This window comes from Arthrobacter sp. B10-11 (genome assembly GCF_033142195.1).
GTDB lineage: Bacteria > Actinomycetota > Actinomycetes > Actinomycetales > Micrococcaceae > Arthrobacter > Arthrobacter oryzae_C.
Genome location: NZ_JAWMTH010000005.1, coordinates 344,766 through 360,048, shown reverse-complemented (window position 1 = coordinate 360,048; position 15,283 = coordinate 344,766). Strand labels below are relative to the sequence as shown.

15 protein-coding genes and 3 tRNA genes are annotated in these 15,283 nt (G+C 64.9%); 4 read left to right on the top strand and 14 right to left on the bottom strand.

The window, feature by feature from the left end; all coding sequences use genetic code 11:
• Positions 1 to 69: 69 nt before the first annotated feature.
• The 5 genes from RW112_RS17070 to rpsB form a co-directional block, all read right to left on the bottom strand.
• Positions 70 to 990, bottom strand: coding sequence for a phosphatidate cytidylyltransferase (locus RW112_RS17070; RefSeq protein WP_317782892.1), 921 nt, complete (start codon positions 988 to 990; stop codon positions 70 to 72).
• A complete protein-coding gene (frr, locus tag RW112_RS17065) occupies positions 990 to 1,547 on the bottom strand; it encodes a ribosome recycling factor (protein ID WP_305940332.1) in 558 nt (185 codons plus the stop codon). The genes RW112_RS17070 and frr overlap by 1 nt, the downstream gene beginning before the upstream one ends.
• A 111-nt stretch (positions 1,548 to 1,658) precedes the next feature.
• Positions 1,659 to 2,396 carry a UMP kinase gene (pyrH, locus tag RW112_RS17060; RefSeq protein ID WP_317782891.1) on the bottom strand — a complete coding sequence of 246 codons (738 nt, stop codon included), beginning with the start codon at positions 2,394 to 2,396 and terminating at the stop codon, positions 1,659 to 1,661.
• Positions 2,397 to 2,544: 148 nt separating this feature from the next.
• Positions 2,545 to 3,381, bottom strand: coding sequence for a translation elongation factor Ts (gene tsf / locus RW112_RS17055; protein ID WP_305940331.1), 837 nt, complete (start codon positions 3,379 to 3,381; stop codon positions 2,545 to 2,547).
• A gap of 135 nt (positions 3,382 to 3,516) precedes the next feature.
• Positions 3,517 to 4,389, bottom strand: a complete 873-nt coding sequence (rpsB, locus tag RW112_RS17050) for a 30S ribosomal protein S2 (RefSeq protein ID WP_305940330.1) — start codon at positions 4,387 to 4,389, stop codon at positions 3,517 to 3,519.
• A gap of 511 nt (positions 4,390 to 4,900) precedes the next feature.
• On the opposite strand from rpsB, the gene RW112_RS17045 reads away from it, so the two are divergent.
• A complete protein-coding gene (locus tag RW112_RS17045) occupies positions 4,901 to 5,407 on the top strand; it encodes a M23 family metallopeptidase (protein WP_317782890.1) in 507 nt (168 codons plus the stop codon).
• Positions 5,408 to 5,465: 58 nt separating this feature from the next.
• On the opposite strand, the gene RW112_RS17040 is transcribed toward RW112_RS17045, so the two are convergent.
• The 6 genes from RW112_RS17040 to RW112_RS17015 form a co-directional block, all read right to left on the bottom strand.
• The gene (locus RW112_RS17040) at positions 5,466 to 6,656 is read right to left on the bottom strand and encodes an acyl-CoA dehydrogenase family protein (RefSeq protein ID WP_317782952.1); all 1,191 of its coding nucleotides are present in this window, start codon (positions 6,654 to 6,656) and stop codon (positions 5,466 to 5,468) included.
• A gap of 240 nt (positions 6,657 to 6,896) precedes the next feature.
• Positions 6,897 to 6,970 (bottom strand) — tRNA-Ile (locus tag RW112_RS17035).
• Positions 6,971 to 7,093: 123 nt separating this feature from the next.
• On the bottom strand, positions 7,094 to 8,290 hold the full coding sequence (locus tag RW112_RS17030) for a glycosyltransferase (RefSeq protein WP_317782889.1): 1,197 nt from the start codon (positions 8,288 to 8,290) through the stop codon (positions 7,094 to 7,096).
• A 109-nt stretch (positions 8,291 to 8,399) separates the two neighbouring features.
• Positions 8,400 to 9,305 (bottom strand): DMT family transporter, encoded by a 906-nt coding sequence (locus RW112_RS17025; RefSeq protein WP_317782888.1) that lies wholly within the window; start codon positions 9,303 to 9,305, stop codon positions 8,400 to 8,402.
• Positions 9,305 to 9,928, bottom strand: a complete 624-nt coding sequence (locus RW112_RS17020; RefSeq protein ID WP_317782887.1) for a CDP-alcohol phosphatidyltransferase family protein — start codon at positions 9,926 to 9,928, stop codon at positions 9,305 to 9,307. The genes RW112_RS17025 and RW112_RS17020 overlap by 1 nt, the downstream gene beginning before the upstream one ends.
• Before the next feature lie 52 nt (positions 9,929 to 9,980).
• The gene (locus tag RW112_RS17015; protein ID WP_317782886.1) at positions 9,981 to 10,838 is read right to left on the bottom strand and encodes a phage holin family protein; all 858 of its coding nucleotides are present in this window, start codon (positions 10,836 to 10,838) and stop codon (positions 9,981 to 9,983) included.
• A 184-nt stretch (positions 10,839 to 11,022) separates the two neighbouring features.
• On the opposite strand from RW112_RS17015, the gene RW112_RS17010 reads away from it, so the two are divergent.
• From RW112_RS17010 to RW112_RS17000, 3 genes are all read left to right on the top strand, one after another.
• Positions 11,023 to 12,246: a multidrug effflux MFS transporter gene (locus RW112_RS17010; RefSeq protein WP_317782885.1), complete on the top strand. Its 1,224-nt coding sequence runs from the start codon at positions 11,023 to 11,025 to the stop codon at positions 12,244 to 12,246.
• 73 nt (positions 12,247 to 12,319) lie between these two features.
• Complete coding sequence (locus RW112_RS17005; RefSeq protein WP_317782884.1) at positions 12,320 to 12,499, top strand: hypothetical protein; 180 nt, start codon at positions 12,320 to 12,322, stop codon at positions 12,497 to 12,499.
• Between the two features lie 65 nt (positions 12,500 to 12,564).
• A complete protein-coding gene (locus RW112_RS17000) occupies positions 12,565 to 12,975 on the top strand; it encodes a hypothetical protein (RefSeq protein WP_317782883.1) in 411 nt (136 codons plus the stop codon).
• A gap of 50 nt (positions 12,976 to 13,025) precedes the next feature.
• On the opposite strand, the gene RW112_RS16995 is transcribed toward RW112_RS17000, so the two are convergent.
• The 3 genes from RW112_RS16995 to dnaG all read right to left on the bottom strand — a co-directional run bounded on the left by RW112_RS16995 (position 13,026) and on the right by dnaG (position 15,268).
• Positions 13,026 to 13,098: transfer RNA gene (locus tag RW112_RS16995), tRNA-Asn, on the bottom strand.
• Between the two features lie 126 nt (positions 13,099 to 13,224).
• Positions 13,225 to 13,297 (bottom strand) — tRNA-Asn (locus tag RW112_RS16990).
• Between the two features lie 66 nt (positions 13,298 to 13,363).
• Positions 13,364 to 15,268 (bottom strand): DNA primase, encoded by a 1,905-nt coding sequence (dnaG, locus tag RW112_RS16985; RefSeq protein WP_317782882.1) that lies wholly within the window; start codon positions 15,266 to 15,268, stop codon positions 13,364 to 13,366.
• Positions 15,269 to 15,283 lie beyond the last annotated feature (15 nt).

Here is a 15,283-nt window from a genome sequence, read left to right as displayed (position 1 = left end):
TTCAGTGCTGATCAGCCGTTTTTGCTCCGCACCAGTCTACGGCGCCGAGTTGTTGCCGGGCAGGAAGCCTCAGGCCCCGGAAACGGCTGTGAACAGGATAAATGCCGCCGGGGAGGCGAAGACGATTGAGTCCAGGCGGTCCATCACGCCGCCGTGGCCGGGCAGGATGCTGCTCATGTCCTTAATGCCGAGTTCCCTTTTGACCATGGATTCGGCCAGGTCGCCGATGGTGGACGCGGCCACCATGCCGACGGCGAGCACCACGCCCACCCACCACGGCTTGTCCAGGAGGAAAAGGCAGGCGAGGACGCCGACGGCAGTGGCGCCGGCGATGGAGCCTGCGAACCCTTCCCACGATTTCTTGGGGCTGATCTTCGGCGCCATGGGATGCTTCCCGAAGGACGCTCCCACGAGGTAGCCGAACGTGTCGTTGGAAACAACCAGCAGGAGCATCGTGGCGATTTGCCATGCTCCGGCCGGAATCACTCCGCCCGGCCAAAGGCCCACGGGCGCCACGCTCCCCGTCCCGTGCAGCGGCAGGATCGCGAAGCTGATGAAGAACGGTACCCATGCCAGGGTGAAAACGCCGGCAAAGATGCTGCGGGCCGACCCTGCCGCGCTCTCGATGGTCCGCCACAGCAGCACGGCCACGCTGCTTGCCACCAGCCCAAAGAGCAGACTCTCCAGCCCGCCGAAGTACGCAGCGAGCGGCATTCCCACCGTTCCCACCATCACTGGAACGATGGGCAGGCGGGTGCCGCTGACCTCAAGGGCCCGGAAGATTTCCCAGACGCCGAACACGGCGAACGTGGTGGTGACCAGGACAAAGCCGAGCGGCAGGAACAGGAGGCCCCCCAAAACGGCGAAGAGCATCGCGAGACCCACCACAGTGGCGGCTGGAAGATTCCTTCCCGCCTTGGGCGTTGGGTTGGCGCGCTGCTTCCCCCGGGCCCGGACCCTGGGTCCGGGCCCCTGCTGTGCCTGATCCATCAGACCTCGAGCAGCTCGGCTTCCTTGCGCTTGAGCAGATCGTCGATGCCGTCAACGTGTGCCTTCGTGATGGCGTCGAGTTCCTTCTCGCCGCGCGCGCCCTCATCCTCGCCCGCTTCGCCGTCCTTGACGAGCTTGTCCAGGGTTTCCTTGGCCTTGCGGCGGATGTTCCGAATGGACACCTTCGCGTCCTCGCCCTTCGCCTTGACGATCTTGACGTATTCCTTGCGGCGTTCCTTGGTCAGCTCCGGAATGGTGATCCGGATGACGTTGCCGTCGTTGGACGGGTTGGCGCCCACCTCGGAATCGCTGAGGGCGCGTTCGATATCGCGCAGGGCGGTCTTGTCGAACGGGGTGATAAGGATGGTCCGGGCATCCGGGATCGCGAAGGAGGCCAGCTGCTGCAGCGGAGTGGGTGAGCCGTAGTAGTCCACCAGCACCTTGTTGTAGAGGCCCGGGTTTGCCCGGCCGGTGCGGATCGAGGCGAAGTCTTCCTTGGCTACCTCGACTGCCTTGTCCATCTTGTCCCCGGCTTCGAGCAAGGTTTCTTCGATCACGGTCTCTCCTCAGAAATTGGTGCATTCCGGCTGGCCGGAACAATGCACGGTTCGTTCCGTCTTTGCGGCCCGCCCTCCGGGCTGGCCTTCCTCAAATCATCCTAGCCGTTGCTAGGGGGTGACTACGGTGCCCAGCTGCTCTCCGCGGATCGCCCGGGTGACGTTGCCTTCGCCTTCCATGCCGAACACCACCATGGTGAGGTTGTTGTCCTTGCACATGGTCATGGCCGTCTGGTCCATCACGCGGATGTCGCGGCGCAGGGCATCGTCATAGCTGAGGTGGTCCAGCTTTTCGGCGCCGGGATCCTTCTTGGGGTCGGCGGTGTAGACGCCGTCCACTCCGCTCTTTGCCATCAGCACGACGTCGGCGTGCACTTCCAGCGCACGCTGGGCAGCCACGGTGTCGGTGGAGAAATAAGGCAGTCCGGCGCCGGCTCCGAAGATCACGACGCGGCCCTTTTCCATGTGGCGGATGGCGCGGCGCGGGATGTATGCCTCAGCCACCTGTCCCATGGTGATGGCGCTTTGCACGCGGGTTTCCACCCCGGCCTGTTCCAGGAAGTCCTGGAGGGCGAGGCAGTTCATCACGGTGCCCAGCATGCCCATGTAGTCGGCGCGGGAGCGGTCCATGCCGCTCTGGGACAGTTCGGCGCCGCGGAAGAAGTTACCGCCGCCCACGACGATCGCAACCTCGACGTCGGGAACTGCTGCGGCGATCTGCTTGGCGACTCCGCGGACGGTGTCCGGGTCCACGCCGAGCTTGCCGCCGCCGAAGACCTCGCCGGAAAGTTTCAGGAGGACGCGACGCCGGCTCTTCTCTGACTGGACAGAATTGTTGACGGTTTCCATGGTGCCTTCCCGTAAATGAGCTCTGAGCTAGGTTATCGTGCCGGATGGCCAAAGGTGCTATTTCCCCCGGCCGTAAACGCAGCCTGCAACGCTGCGGTTGCATGCAAAAGGGGCGGCCACCGAAGTGACCACCCCTTTGCGTGACTAACTAGGAACCGACGCGGAAACGCGCGAAGGCGGTGCCCTTGACGCCGGCCTCTTCGAGGACCTGCGCCACAGACTTCTTGGCATCCTTGGCGAATGCCTGGTCAACCAGCACTTCACCCTTGTAGAAGCCCGTCACGCGGCCTTCCACAATCTTGGTCATGGCAGCTTCGGGCTTGCCTTCAGCCTTTGCCGTTTCCTCGGCGATGCGGCGCTCGGACTCCACCAGCTCAGCGGGAACGTCTTCGCGGCTCAGGTAGTTCGGAGCCATTGCGGCAATGTGGACGGCTACGTCGTGTGCAGCGGTCGCGGCAGCTTCGCCTTCGCCGTCGACAGCGAACAGGACGCCGACCTGGGCCGGGAGGTCCTTGGAGGTCTTGTGCAGGTAGGCGTCAACCGTGCCGCCCTCGATGCGGGAGATCCGGCGGACAACAACCTTCTCGCCCAGGATTGCGCCTTCTTCGACAACAACCTCGGACAGCGGCTTGCCGTCAACTTCGGTGGCCAGCAGGGTTTCGATGTCGGCTGCGCCGGACTCGACCGCCACGGCCAGGACCTTGTCGGCCAGCTGGATGAACTTGTCAGCCTTGGCGACGAAGTCGGTCTCGCAGTTGACCTCGATCATCACGCCGACGCCGCCGGCAACCTTGGCAGCAACCAGGCCTTCAGCGGTGGAGCGGCCTTCACGCTTGGTAGCGCCCTTCAGGCCCTTGATGCGGATGATCTCGATGGCCTTTTCGGCGTCACCGTTGGCCTCGTCAAGAGCCTTCTTGACATCCATCATGCCGGCGCCGGTGCGCTCGCGCAGAGCCTTGATATCAGCGGCAGTGTAGTTCGCCATGTGAACCCCTCTGTCTAGAAATTTTGTGTGGTGTACGGACTGACAGGACGGCAGCTCACCGAGTGAGCGGCCATCCTGTCAGAAACCCCCGGCACTGCGGACAGTGCCGGGGATGGTCCAGATTTACTTGTCTGCCTACTTGGCAGCGTCGGCTTCGCCGGCTGCAGCTTCGGTTGCCTCGGCAGCTGCCGGGGCTTCCTCTGCGGCGGGTGCCTCTGCAGCAGCGGGAGCTTCTTCAGCCTTGCTGCCTTCGAGGAGCTCGCGCTCCCACTCGGCCAGCGGCTCTTCCGGAGCTTCCGTGGTGCCGGTTGCGCGCTGGTTACGGGCGATCAAACCCTCGGCAACGGCGTCGGCAACAACGCGGGTCAGCAGGTTGACGGAGCGGATGGCGTCGTCGTTGCCCGGGATCGGGAAGTCGACTTCGTCCGGGTCGCAGTTGGTGTCCAGGATGGCAACAACCGGGATGTTCAGCTTCTTGGCCTCGTCAACGGCGAGGTGTTCCTTCTTGGTGTCCACGATCCAGAGCACGGACGGTGCCTTGGTCAGGTTGCGGATACCGCCGAGGTTGGTTTCCAGCTTGGTGAGTTCACGGCGAAGGAGCAGCAGTTCCTTCTTGGTGTACGCGGAACCGGCGACGTCGTCGAAGTCGATCTCTTCGAGTTCCTTCATGCGCTGGATACGCTTGGAGACCGTCTGGAAGTTGGTCAGCATACCGCCGAGCCAACGCTGGTTGACGTACGGCTGGCCAACGCGGGTGGCCTGTTCGGCGATGGATTCCTGCGCCTGCTTCTTGGTGCCGACGAAGAGAACGGTGCCGCCGTGTGCAACAGTGGCCTTCACGAACTCGTAGGCGCGGTCGATGTAGGACAGCGACTGCTGCAGGTCAATGATGTAGATGCCGTTGCGCTCCGTGAAGATGAAGCGCTTCATCTTCGGGTTCCAACGACGGGTCTGGTGTCCAAAGTGGACGCCGCTGTCAAGCAGCTGGCGCATAGTTACGACGGGCATGCCGACGCTCCTTCCGGCAGGTCATTCATGAGAAAGCCCATGGCTCTCTTACCCTGCCAATAGTTGACGGTTGATTAGCTTCGCCCAGGCGGGCGTTACTCCTGGCATCCACTGCGCTTCCCATCCGTGCCATATGGCAGGGACCGCAGGAGGCGCAGTCCTCCGCACCGGAAGCGTGGAGCTTCTTCTGAGGAGGGCTGGATACGCGTAGTCAGCCACTGCTCCCCCGCACCTCTGAATGAGACGTGCTGACTAGAACGACCGGATGGACCAAGCGACCAGAAGGTGGCATGAACCGCCGGCCGGGCATCGTTGAGGGCACAGCAAACTGCTCCATCAAGTGTACTACAGCGGCCCCGCCGAATCAGACCAGTTCCGGGCCCCGCCGCGCCCGCAATGCGCGCCCGCAATGCGCGCCAACAAAGCGTCCCCGCATAGCGTGCCGCCCGGCTTGTCCACATAGCCAGGCGCATCCCTTCCGGCCGTCATCCAGGGGTTGCAGGCTGAAGGGATGAAAGCCCGAGCCGTCCCGGCCGCCATTTTGTTGTCCATGCTAGCCGTCGCCCCCGCCTCCGGCGCTGCGGTCACGCCCGGTGCCGGCGGCTGGGACTGGCCGCTGCCACCCAGGCCGGCAGTACTCCGCGGGTTCGACCCCCCGGACAAGCCATGGATGAGCGGGCACCGCGGCGTGGACCTCCAGGCGGCGGCCGACGGCGCCCCGGTCACCGCGCCGGAGTCCGGCACCGTCAGCTTCGTGGGCGTAGTAGTGGACCGGCCCGTGATCACCATCGACCACGGCAACGGCCTGCGCAGCAGTTTTGAGCCGGTGGAGAGCAGCCTGCCGGCCGGCGCGGCGGTATCGAAGGGGGATGTCCTCGGGACGGTGGTGGCGGGGCACTGCGCGATGACGCCGTGCGTGCACTGGGGTGTGCGGCGGGGGGAGGACTACATCAACCCGCTGTCCCTTGTCACAGACCTGCGGCCCTCCATTCTGCTGCCCATGGGTGCGCCGGACTGAGGATGAAGGGCCACGATGGGATCAGCGGCGGGCGCCCGCGAACGGCCGCCCGGGACGGCTACACGATCGCGGAAATCCCGGTGATGGCGCGGCCGGTGACCAGGGTGTTGATCTCGTGGGTGCCTTCGTAGGAGTAGATCGCCTCGGCGTCGGAGAAGATCTTGGCCATCTCGAAGTCCGTGACGATGCCGTTGCCGCCCAGGAGGCTGCGGCCGATGGCCACGCTTTCGCGCATCCGCGCCGTCGTAAAAGCCTTGGCGAGGGCGGACTGCTCGTCCTTGGCCTCCCCGGCGTCCTCAAGCTGGGACAGGCGGACCATCATGCCCATGGAGCTGACGGCGTTGCCAAGAATCTGCACGAGCTGGTTCTGGACCAGCTGGAAGGAAGCGATCGGCCGGCCGAACTGGCTGCGTTCCACGGCGTAACGGCGGGCGACGTCAAAGGCCGCAAGCTGCTGGCCGACAGCCTGCCACGCCACGGCAAGGCGGGTCACCTTCAGGACCTTGTTGGTGTCCTTGAAGCCGTTGGCGTTGGCGAGCTTGAAGAAGTCCGGCACCACGACGTTCTCGAGCGTGATGTCGGCGTTCTGGACGGTGCGCAGGGAGATCTTGTTTTCAATCTTCGCGGCGCTGTAACCCTCGGTCCGGGTATCAACAAGGAACCCCTTGACCTGGTTGTCGGCGACGTCCCGGGCGTAGATGACAACCCAGTCGGAGAACGTGGCATTGCCGATCCAGCGCTTGGCGCCGTTGAGGACCCAGCTGTCGCCCTCGCGGCGGGCGGTGGTGCGGGTGCCGCCGGCAACATCGGAGCCGCCCAGCGGTTCAGTGAGGCCGAAGGCGCCGATCTTTTTCAGCGAATAGATGTCAGGCAGCCAGGCTTCCTGCTGTTCCTGCGAGGCGAGGGCCTCGATGGAGCCCGTGAAGAGTCCGTCGTGGACGCCCAGGAAGGTGGCGATGGAGGTGTCCGCGCGCGTGGCTTCGGCATGCAGGATGCCGGCGAACAGGTTGGAGTATCCCTGGCGCCGCACGGGGCTGACGAGGTCGATCTCGGCCAGCTTGGGGATCAGGTCCATCGGGAACTCGGCCCGGTTCCAGCAGTCCACCGCGATCGGCTTGACTTCGCGGGCCAGGAAATCCCGGACTTCGGCCAGCCGGTCGCGTTCCTTGGCGCTGAGCAGCTGCTCGAAGGCGAAGAAGTCGCCGTCGGCGTACGGCAGGTTGTTGATGTCGATTGCAGCTTTGGACATGGTGTTCCTCACGGTGATCAGCGGCGACCAGTAGGGGCGGGTGTCGCGCATGCGCTTAAGTTACTCATGAGTAACATACCGCAGGGTGCGGCGGCGGGCAAGCGAAAACCGTCCCCTGCCAAGCCCGCAGCGGCAACAAAAAGAGCCGCGTCCGATGTCTGAACATCGGCCGCGGCTCCCTGGCATAGGTGCTGTTGGCACAGGATCTCGGTCCGGCTGGGCCGGCGGCTGGAAATCTTGTAGGGCTACTCGGACTTGAACCGAGGACCTTAGGATTATGAGTCCCGCGCTCTAACCAGCTGAGCTATAGCCCCGTGCGCCCTGCGGACTGCCGGCTCCACACGGAGCCTCGGCAGTTCCGGGGCAAAAACACTCTAGCAATAGTAATGGCCTGATACGCGCACCCGCACTCCGGCTGCCGGCGGCACCACGCGGGACTACACCACTTTGTCGTCGTAGGTGGCCCCGCGGTAAAGGTCTTCAAACGTCTGCAGGGTCCCCTGGATGCTGTGCGGTTCCACCATGCAGCGGCTGGCCTTGCCCATCGCCGCCAGATCCTCAGCAGGCAGCTGCAGCACTTTGGTGATCTTGGCGGCGAGGTCGTCGCTGTCGTTGGGCGTGAAAAGGTAGCCGTTCTCGCCGTCGCGCACCAGGTGCGGCAGCGCCATGGCATCCGCCAGCAGCACAGGGGTGGAAGCGGACATGGCCTCCAGCGTGACCAGGGACTGGAGCTCGGCCGTTCCCGGCATGCAGAACAGGTCCGCCTTGATGTAGGCCTCGCGAAGTTCGGCATCGCTGGCCAGGCCCAGGAACTTCACGCGCGGTTCCAGTCCCAGCCGGGCCACCTGCGCTTCGAGGGCGGCGCGGACCTCGCCTCCCCCGACGATCTCCAGATGGACGTTCAGCTCCGCGGGAGTCTTCGCCACGGCGTCGATGAGGACGTTGACGTGCTTCTCCTCGGCCAGGCGGCCCGCGAACAGCACCGTGGGGTGCCGGTGCCGCTCGATCACTTCGCCCTCGCGGAGTTCGTACGCAGCCGAGTCAATGCCGTTGGAGAGCGGCAGGACCTTGCGCAGGAACGCATGCTGGTGCATTGCCTTGGCGGCCAGCGGCGTGGGAGTGGTGACGACGTCGGCCCGCCCCATGACCTTGCCCATGTCCTTCCACGAGATGCGTCCCACGATGTCCTTGAACCACTGCGGGAACGGCAGGAAGGGATTGAGGTTCTCCGGCATGAAGTGGTTGGTGGCCACGATCCGCACTCCGCGCCGTTCGGCTTCGTAGAGCACATGCTCGCCGATCATGTAGTGGCTCTGGATGTGCACCACGTCCGGCTTGACGCGGTCGAACAGGAGGCTGATTTCCTTCTTGATCTCCCAGGGGAACGTGATCCGGAAGTACTCGTGCGTGGGCACCGAGTGGGAGCGGATCCGGTGGACGGTGCCCTCCGTCCGGAACTCGGTGAAGCTCTTGCCCTTGTCCTGCCGGCATGCCAGCACGTGGACGTCGTGTCCCCGCTCCGTCATGCCCTTCGCCAGCCGGTATCCGAATTGCGCGGCTCCGTTGACGTGGGGCGGGTAAGTGTCCGCAGCAATCAGGATAGTAAGTGGTTGCTGGCTGTCGGGCATGGTCACGTGGAGAGCTCCTGGTGGTCACTGTGCGGTCAGCGCTGGCTGTGGCGGCCTGCTGGCCCCCGGCGCTGTCGCGCCGGGACTTCTGGTGAAGTCTGGGTATCACTCGCCCCTAGGACACCCGCCCTGCGGCCTTGCGCGCGTCCTTCTTGCGCTTGGTCACTTCGGGATGGTGCCGCGAGAGGGCGATTACCCCCACGATAGCAAGGGAAGCGGCCGCCCCCATGGCAATCGCCAGCACGGCGTGGACATCCGGACGGAGTTCGCCGAGGATGGCGATGCCGATGGCGATTCCCACGATGGGGTCGATGACCGTCAGCCCGGCGATGACAAGGTCCGGCGGACCGCCTGAGTACGCCGACTGGACAAACCATGAGCCCAGCACGCCCGCCGCAACGATGGCCACCACGGAATACCACTGCACGTTGAGCAGTGCCAGCCCGTTGGGGTCGAGCAAGTGCTTGCCGATGATGCGTGTCAGCACTGCCACGAAGCCGAAAAGTACCCCCGCCCCCAGGATGTAGATGAAGGCGCTCATGCGGTGCTTGAACACCAGCGCCAGCGTGCCGAACAGTCCCACTGCGAGGGCGAGCAGCAGGACGATGGTGAGTTCGTCGTCGAAACTTACGTGATGGTTTTCCTGCGTTGCGTTTACCGCCAGCAGGACGAAGGCCGCGGAGCCGGTGACGCAGGCCGAGATGGCCACTACCGTGGCCCGGTTGATGCTCAGTCCCTGGTCCTTGGCATTGACCACCGTGGTGATGACCAGTGCGATGGCCCCGATCGGCTGCACCACCGTCAGCGGCGCCGAGACGAGCGCGACAGCGTTCATGGCCATGCCGGCACCGAGCAGCAGCAATCCGAACACCCAGCGCGGGTTGCGGATGAGCCGCAGGAAGCCGTGCGTGCTGAGCGCCAGCCCGCCGGTATCCGCCTTGACCGCACTTCCCTGCCGCTGAGCTCCGATGGCGAGGCAAAAGGCACCCAGCACCGCCAGGAAGACGGCGAGCCACACCATCAGCCGTGTCCGCCGTCGTTCGCAGCCTTGAGCCTGCCCTTACGGATGATGGCCCGGAAGTAGTTGTAGGCGGCCACCCAGTGGCCGATGAGGCCGAGGCCAAGGAAGATCCATGCCGCCACGAAATAGACCTCGGTCAGCGGAATGGGCAGTTTGGCGAGCACCAGCAACGGGGTGCCCACGAGCAGGAGAGCGGTGCGGATTTTTCCAATGCGGCTGACGGGGAGGTCCGGGTGGCTGCGGAAATAGTACAGCGAAACGGCCATCAGGATGGCGTCCGGGACCACCAGGGCAGTCAGGTACCACCATTCCACGACGCCGGCGATGACGAGGGTGACGGCCACGGCAATGAGCGCCATCCGGTCGGCTATCGGATCCATGATCCGGCCCAGCCTGGACGTCTGGTTGAAGCGGCGGGCAATGTATCCGTCCACCCAGTCCGTGCTGCCCATGACCACCAGCACGATCGTGGCGAGGGCGTACTCCTTTTGCCCGAGGACCAGCCAGATGAACAACGGGACGCCCATGAAGCGGACGACCGTCAGGATGTTCGGGATGGTGAAGACGGCGTCACTGTCTACGTGCCGCTGGCCCGGACGCGCTCCTGCGTTAATGAACTTCATCCCTCACCTCCTTCGATTCCCGCTTCGGCTGCCTGGGTGGCGCCGGTTAGTCCTAGCCCTTGAGGAGCTTGCGGAGGAGAACAACGAGGACAGCCGCAGATGCGACCAGCGCGGCCAGCGGCTTCCAGCGCGCCCCGGCCTGGCTTTCGCCGGCGCGGTTCAGGAAGGTCGATGCGGAGTGGCTGAGGGATTCCACCTGGTGGCCGGCGCGGGCCTTGCCGGACTTCAGCCGGGCTTCGGTGACAGCGAGCAGCAGCTGCGCCTGCGTCTTGACGTCAAGCTCCTCGCCCAGTTCGTCGCGGACGCCCGTCAGGTGCCGGCGGCGCTTGTCCAGGCGGCTCCGCAGTTCAGCTTCCGTGGGGACGGGTACGTCAACCTTTTCGGCAGCGGCCTTGGCTTCTTTTTCGGCCTTTTCCTTGGCTGCCTTCGCTTCCTTGGCGGCTTTGGCGGCCTTGGCCTCCTCGGAGTTCGGATCAAGGACGGCCGGGTTGAATTCCGAGCCTTCCTTCACGATACCGAGATCGTGCTTGAGTCCGCGGATGGTGTCTTCCGGCACCAGCGGCATGGCCTTCTTGAACTTGCGCATGCCGATCAGGGCGCCGATGAGGGCGATGACAAGGAAGACTGCGCACACCAGGAGGGCTGCCAGCCAGGCAGGCATGATGGTGGCGAGGCCCATGATGGCGGCCACGATGAGCCCCGTAACGAGGAAGGCGACGAACACCAGTGCCACAGCGAGGAACGCGGCAGCCACCCCGACCTGGATGCCCTTGCGCTTGACTTCGATCTTCGCCAGGGCGATCTCGTCGTTGAGCTGCCGTGGTGCCAGTTTGGCAACAAGCCTCAGCGTTTTGGGTAGCGCTCCAATGCTCAGTCCGCTTGTTGTCCGGCCGCTGTGTCGTCCGCTCATCGATCCCGCCTAACTGGTTCCATCTTTGATTCGGATTCCGGTGGATTCCGGGGGCCTGCGCGGCTTCACACACTCCCCGTTGACAAAACTATCATTCAGCTTCGGACCCTTCTTCGGGTAATAACCCGTGGCGCGCCCTGCAACGCTGTAAAAGTGTGATCCGGGGGCCCTAGGATTGGTCCCTGTGAGCATTCCCGCCAATCCGGGCGACTCCCTGAGCCGCAACCGGAAAATCCTGTACATCCTCCTCCTCGGCGCCCTGACGGCGCTCGGTCCTTTTACGATCGATCTCTACCTGCCGGCATTTCCCGCTCTCGAGGCGAGCCTCGGGGTGTCCGAAGCGGAAGTCCAGCTCACGCTGACCGGCACAACCGTGGGTTTCGCCCTGGGACAGCTGGTGGTGGGACCGCTGAGCGATAAGTTCGGGCGTAGGCTGCCGCTGATCCTTGCCACGGCGCTGCACATCACCGCCTCGCTCGGCGCAGCCCTGTCCACGGACCTGGCGACGCTGGGGATTTTCCGGGTGCTTATGGGCATTGGCGCGGCCGGCGGCGGCGTGGTGGCCATGGCCATGGTGCGGGACCTCTTCTCGGGGTACGCCATGGTGCGCATGTTCTCCAGGATGGCGCTGGTCAACGGCCTGGCCCCGATCCTGGCGCCGGTCATCGGCTCCCAGCTACTGCTGATCATGCCCTGGCCGGGCATCTTCTACTTTCTGGCCGGCTACGGCACGCTGGTGATCATCGCCGCCATCCTCCTGGTGCGTGAAACCCTGCCCCCGGAACTGCGGGGCCAGTCCGGGCTGACGGCGGGTCAGCGCTACAAACTGCTCTTTTCAGACCGCATGTTCGTGGGCCTGCTGATGCTTGGCGGCATGAACTTTGCCGGGCTCTTCGCCTACCTGTCCGCTTCCCCCTTCCTTTTCCAGAACATCTACGGGTTCACCCCCCAGCAGTACGGCCTGCTCTTCGGCATCAACTCGCTGGGCATCGTGGCCGGCGTGCAGACCAGCTCGCGGGTGATCAAGCGGGTTCCGCCGCAGTGGATCCTGGCCTGTTCCACCGCCTGGATGTTCCTGATGGCGCTGCTGATCGTCGTTTTCGACCAGTTCGGCCTCGGGCTCTGGGGCGTGATGGTGCCGCTGTGGTTCTACATCCTGGGCACCGGCTTTACGTTCCCCTGCGTCCAGGTCCTGGCCCTCTCCAAGCACGGCGCCCAGGCAGGAACCGCCGCATCACTGCTGGGAGCCGCGACCTTCATGATGGCCGGCCTCGTTTCCCCGGTGGTGGGCTGGTTCGGCGAAATTTCGGCAACCGTCATGGGCGGCGTCCAGGCCACCAGCATCCTGCTGGCCGCGGCGGCGCTGTGGCTGGTGGTCCGCCCGCGCACGGTTCCCTCCATCCACTAGCGCCGACGTCCGCCGGCGCCCTCCATCTAGCTGAGCCGTCCCAGGGCCGCAACCGCCCCGGTACGCTGGACCCATGGCCACAAGACCGCACCGCAACCGCAGGGGACTGTTCCTCGGCGCCGTGATTGGCGCCGTCGCCGGTTACTTCGCCGGGCGGGCGATGGGGAACCCGGCCATGGGCATCATCCTGGGGGCGATCGCCGGCTCCGCGTTGCTTTACCGGGTCAATCCCGGCCCTTGGAACCGACCCTGACAACCTCCCGGGACACAGGCTTTGTGCCCCTGTTCCGGCAATTGCCCGCGCGATAAAGTTGTTCTGTGCCCGACTGGCAGAAGCATCATCCTCCCCTTCCGGCCACGTGGCAGCGATGCGACGCCGGCATCCTGCCTCTGTGGTGGGAACGGCTGTGTTCGCAGACAAGTCCCCAGTCGGCAGCGCTCTACGCCGCGGGACTTTTCACGGAGGACCGGCGCCGCCCCATCGCGCAGTGGTTCAACCCCGCGTTCAACGCCGCACTCCTCGTGGCCCCCGAGACGTCCCCCGAATGGCCCGTCCAGCGGTTTGGCATCTTCTATGCACCGCCCAACAGCGGCTTCACCAGGGTGCACTCTGCGCCGCATGAATGGCACCCCCGGGAGCCCCGGAAGTCCCCCACGGAAGCCGAAGCGTTCCGGGCCGCCATAGACGAAGCCGAGCGCTTCCTGCAGGTGGAGATGGACTTCGTCTGAAATAAAAAAGGCCCCGCAACCGGCTGTTCGCCGGCCACGGGGCCTGTCCGCTCCTCCTGCTGGACTTGAACCAGCAACCCTTCGATTAACAGTCGAATGCTCTGCCAATTGAGCTAAGGAGGAATGAAGCAGGTATGACATTAGCAAAGGTTTCACCCCAATGTGAAATCGGCTTCCACGGCTCCCCCAAATACCCCGCCCGGGTATAAAAAAGTCCCCGTCCCGGTGACCCGGAACGGGGACTGCGCGCTCCTCCTGCTGGACTTGAACCAGCAACCCTTCGATTAACAGTCGAATGCTCTGCCAATTGAGCTAAGGAGGAATGAAGCGGGTACTAGCCTAGCAAACACACCGGCTGGAAGCGAAATCAGAAGTGAAAATCGGCCGGTCAGGCATCGGAGCGCAACGACCGGCGCTCCATTTCCAGCATCATCAATTCCCGGTTCAGCCGCTGAAACTCGTCGGGATGGGCCGAGGCATCCAACCGCTGCAACTGCCCCATCTTGTCCGCCTTGACCCTGGTGATCTGCAGTTCGAACAGCCGTGCCAGGATGTCGCGGCAGTACTTCAGCACACCTTCGGCATTGCTCGCCGGCAGCGGAACAACTGCGAGCTCGGAGACCAGCGGGCGCAGCGGCTCCGGCACCTCGTTCATCACCTGTTCGACCCACCGGACGGGATCGCCGGCCAGGCCGGGCCCGGAGGCCCGCATGGCGTCGTGGACGGCCTGGTAGGCGGGTGTCTTGAAGCCGGCCGCACTGAACCGCTCCCACGTCTCCCCCGCAAGCATGGCGGGCTCCTGGAGCGCCACCTCCAGCGCCTGCCGCTCCATGGACGCGACGGGGTCCCGGGGGTCCGGCCGGTTGAAGGACGGCACCACGCCCGACGCCGGCAGGTCGGCAACGCCCGGCGTCATGCCGGCCCGTTGTGGTCCCCCGGCCTGGGTGGCCGGGGTTTCGCCCTGGGCGCGCTTGGCGGCCACAGCCACCGCACGGCTGACTTCCTCAACCGGCATGCCAAGCCAGCCGGCAAGCTCGCGGGCGTAGCCGGGGCGGATTCCCGCGTCGCGGATCTGGGCCACCACCGGTGCGGACTCCCGCAGGGCCGCAATACGGCCTTCCACCGTGTCCAGGTTGTGGCGTTTGAGGGATGCCCTGATCGCGAATTCAAAGAGCGGACGACGGCTGCTGATCAGGTCCCGCACCGCGGAATCGCCGCGGGCCTGGCGCAGGTCGCAGGGATCGGCTCCGGTCGGTTCGACCGCGACGTACGTCTGGGCCACGAAGCGCTGATCCTCCTCAAAAGCCCGCAGGGCAGCCTTCTGGCCGGCTGCGTCGCCGTCGAACGTGAAGATCACCTCTCCCCCGGTGCCGTCGTCGGACAGCAGCCGCCGGGCGATCTTGATATGGTCGGCGCCGAACGCGGTGCCGCAGGTGGCCACCGCCGTCGTGATGCCGGACAGGTGGCAGGCCATGACGTCGGTGTAGCCCTCCACCACCACGAGCTGCCGTTCTTTGGCGATGGTCCGCTTGGCGAGGTCGATGCCGTAGAGCACCTGGGACTTCTTGTAGAGCGTGGTTTCAGGCGTGTTGAGGTACTTGGGGCCCTGGTCGTCCTCGTAGAGCTTCCGGGCGCCAAAGCCGATGGTGTCGCCGGCAATGTCGCGGATGGGCCAGATCAGGCGGCCGCGGAAGCGGTCGTAGATTCCCCGGTTGCCTTCAGAGAACATGCCCGTCAGCTTCAATTCAGCATCCGTGTAGCCCCGGCCGCGCAGGTGCTTGAGCAGCGCGTCCCAGCCTTGCGGGGCGTAGCCGACGCCGAACTGCTCAGCGGCGGCCCGGTCGAAGCCGCGGCCGTGGAGGAAGTTGCGGCCCTCTGCGGCCCCCGGAGTCAGCAGCTGGGCCCGGAAAAATTCATCAGCAACTTTGTGCGCGTCCAGAAGGCGCTGGCGCTTGCCCACTTCCTCGCGGTTGGGCCCGGTGCCGCCGTCCTCGTAGCGCAGTTCGAAGCCGATCCTGGCGGCCAGCTTCTCCACGGCCTCATGGAAGGACGTGTGGTCCAGCTTCTGGACGAAGGAGATGACGTCGCCGTCCTCGCCGCAGCCGAAGCAGTGGTACCTGCCCACCTGGGGACGGACGGTGAACGACGGCGAACGCTCGTCGTGGAAGGGGCACAGGCCTTTGAATGATCCCAGCCCGGCGCCCTTGAGCGTCACGTAGCCGTCGACGACTTCCTTGATGTCCGTGCGCTGGCGTACTTCGTCAATATCTTCGCGTTTGATCAGCCCGGCCACAGAGCCATCCTAGTC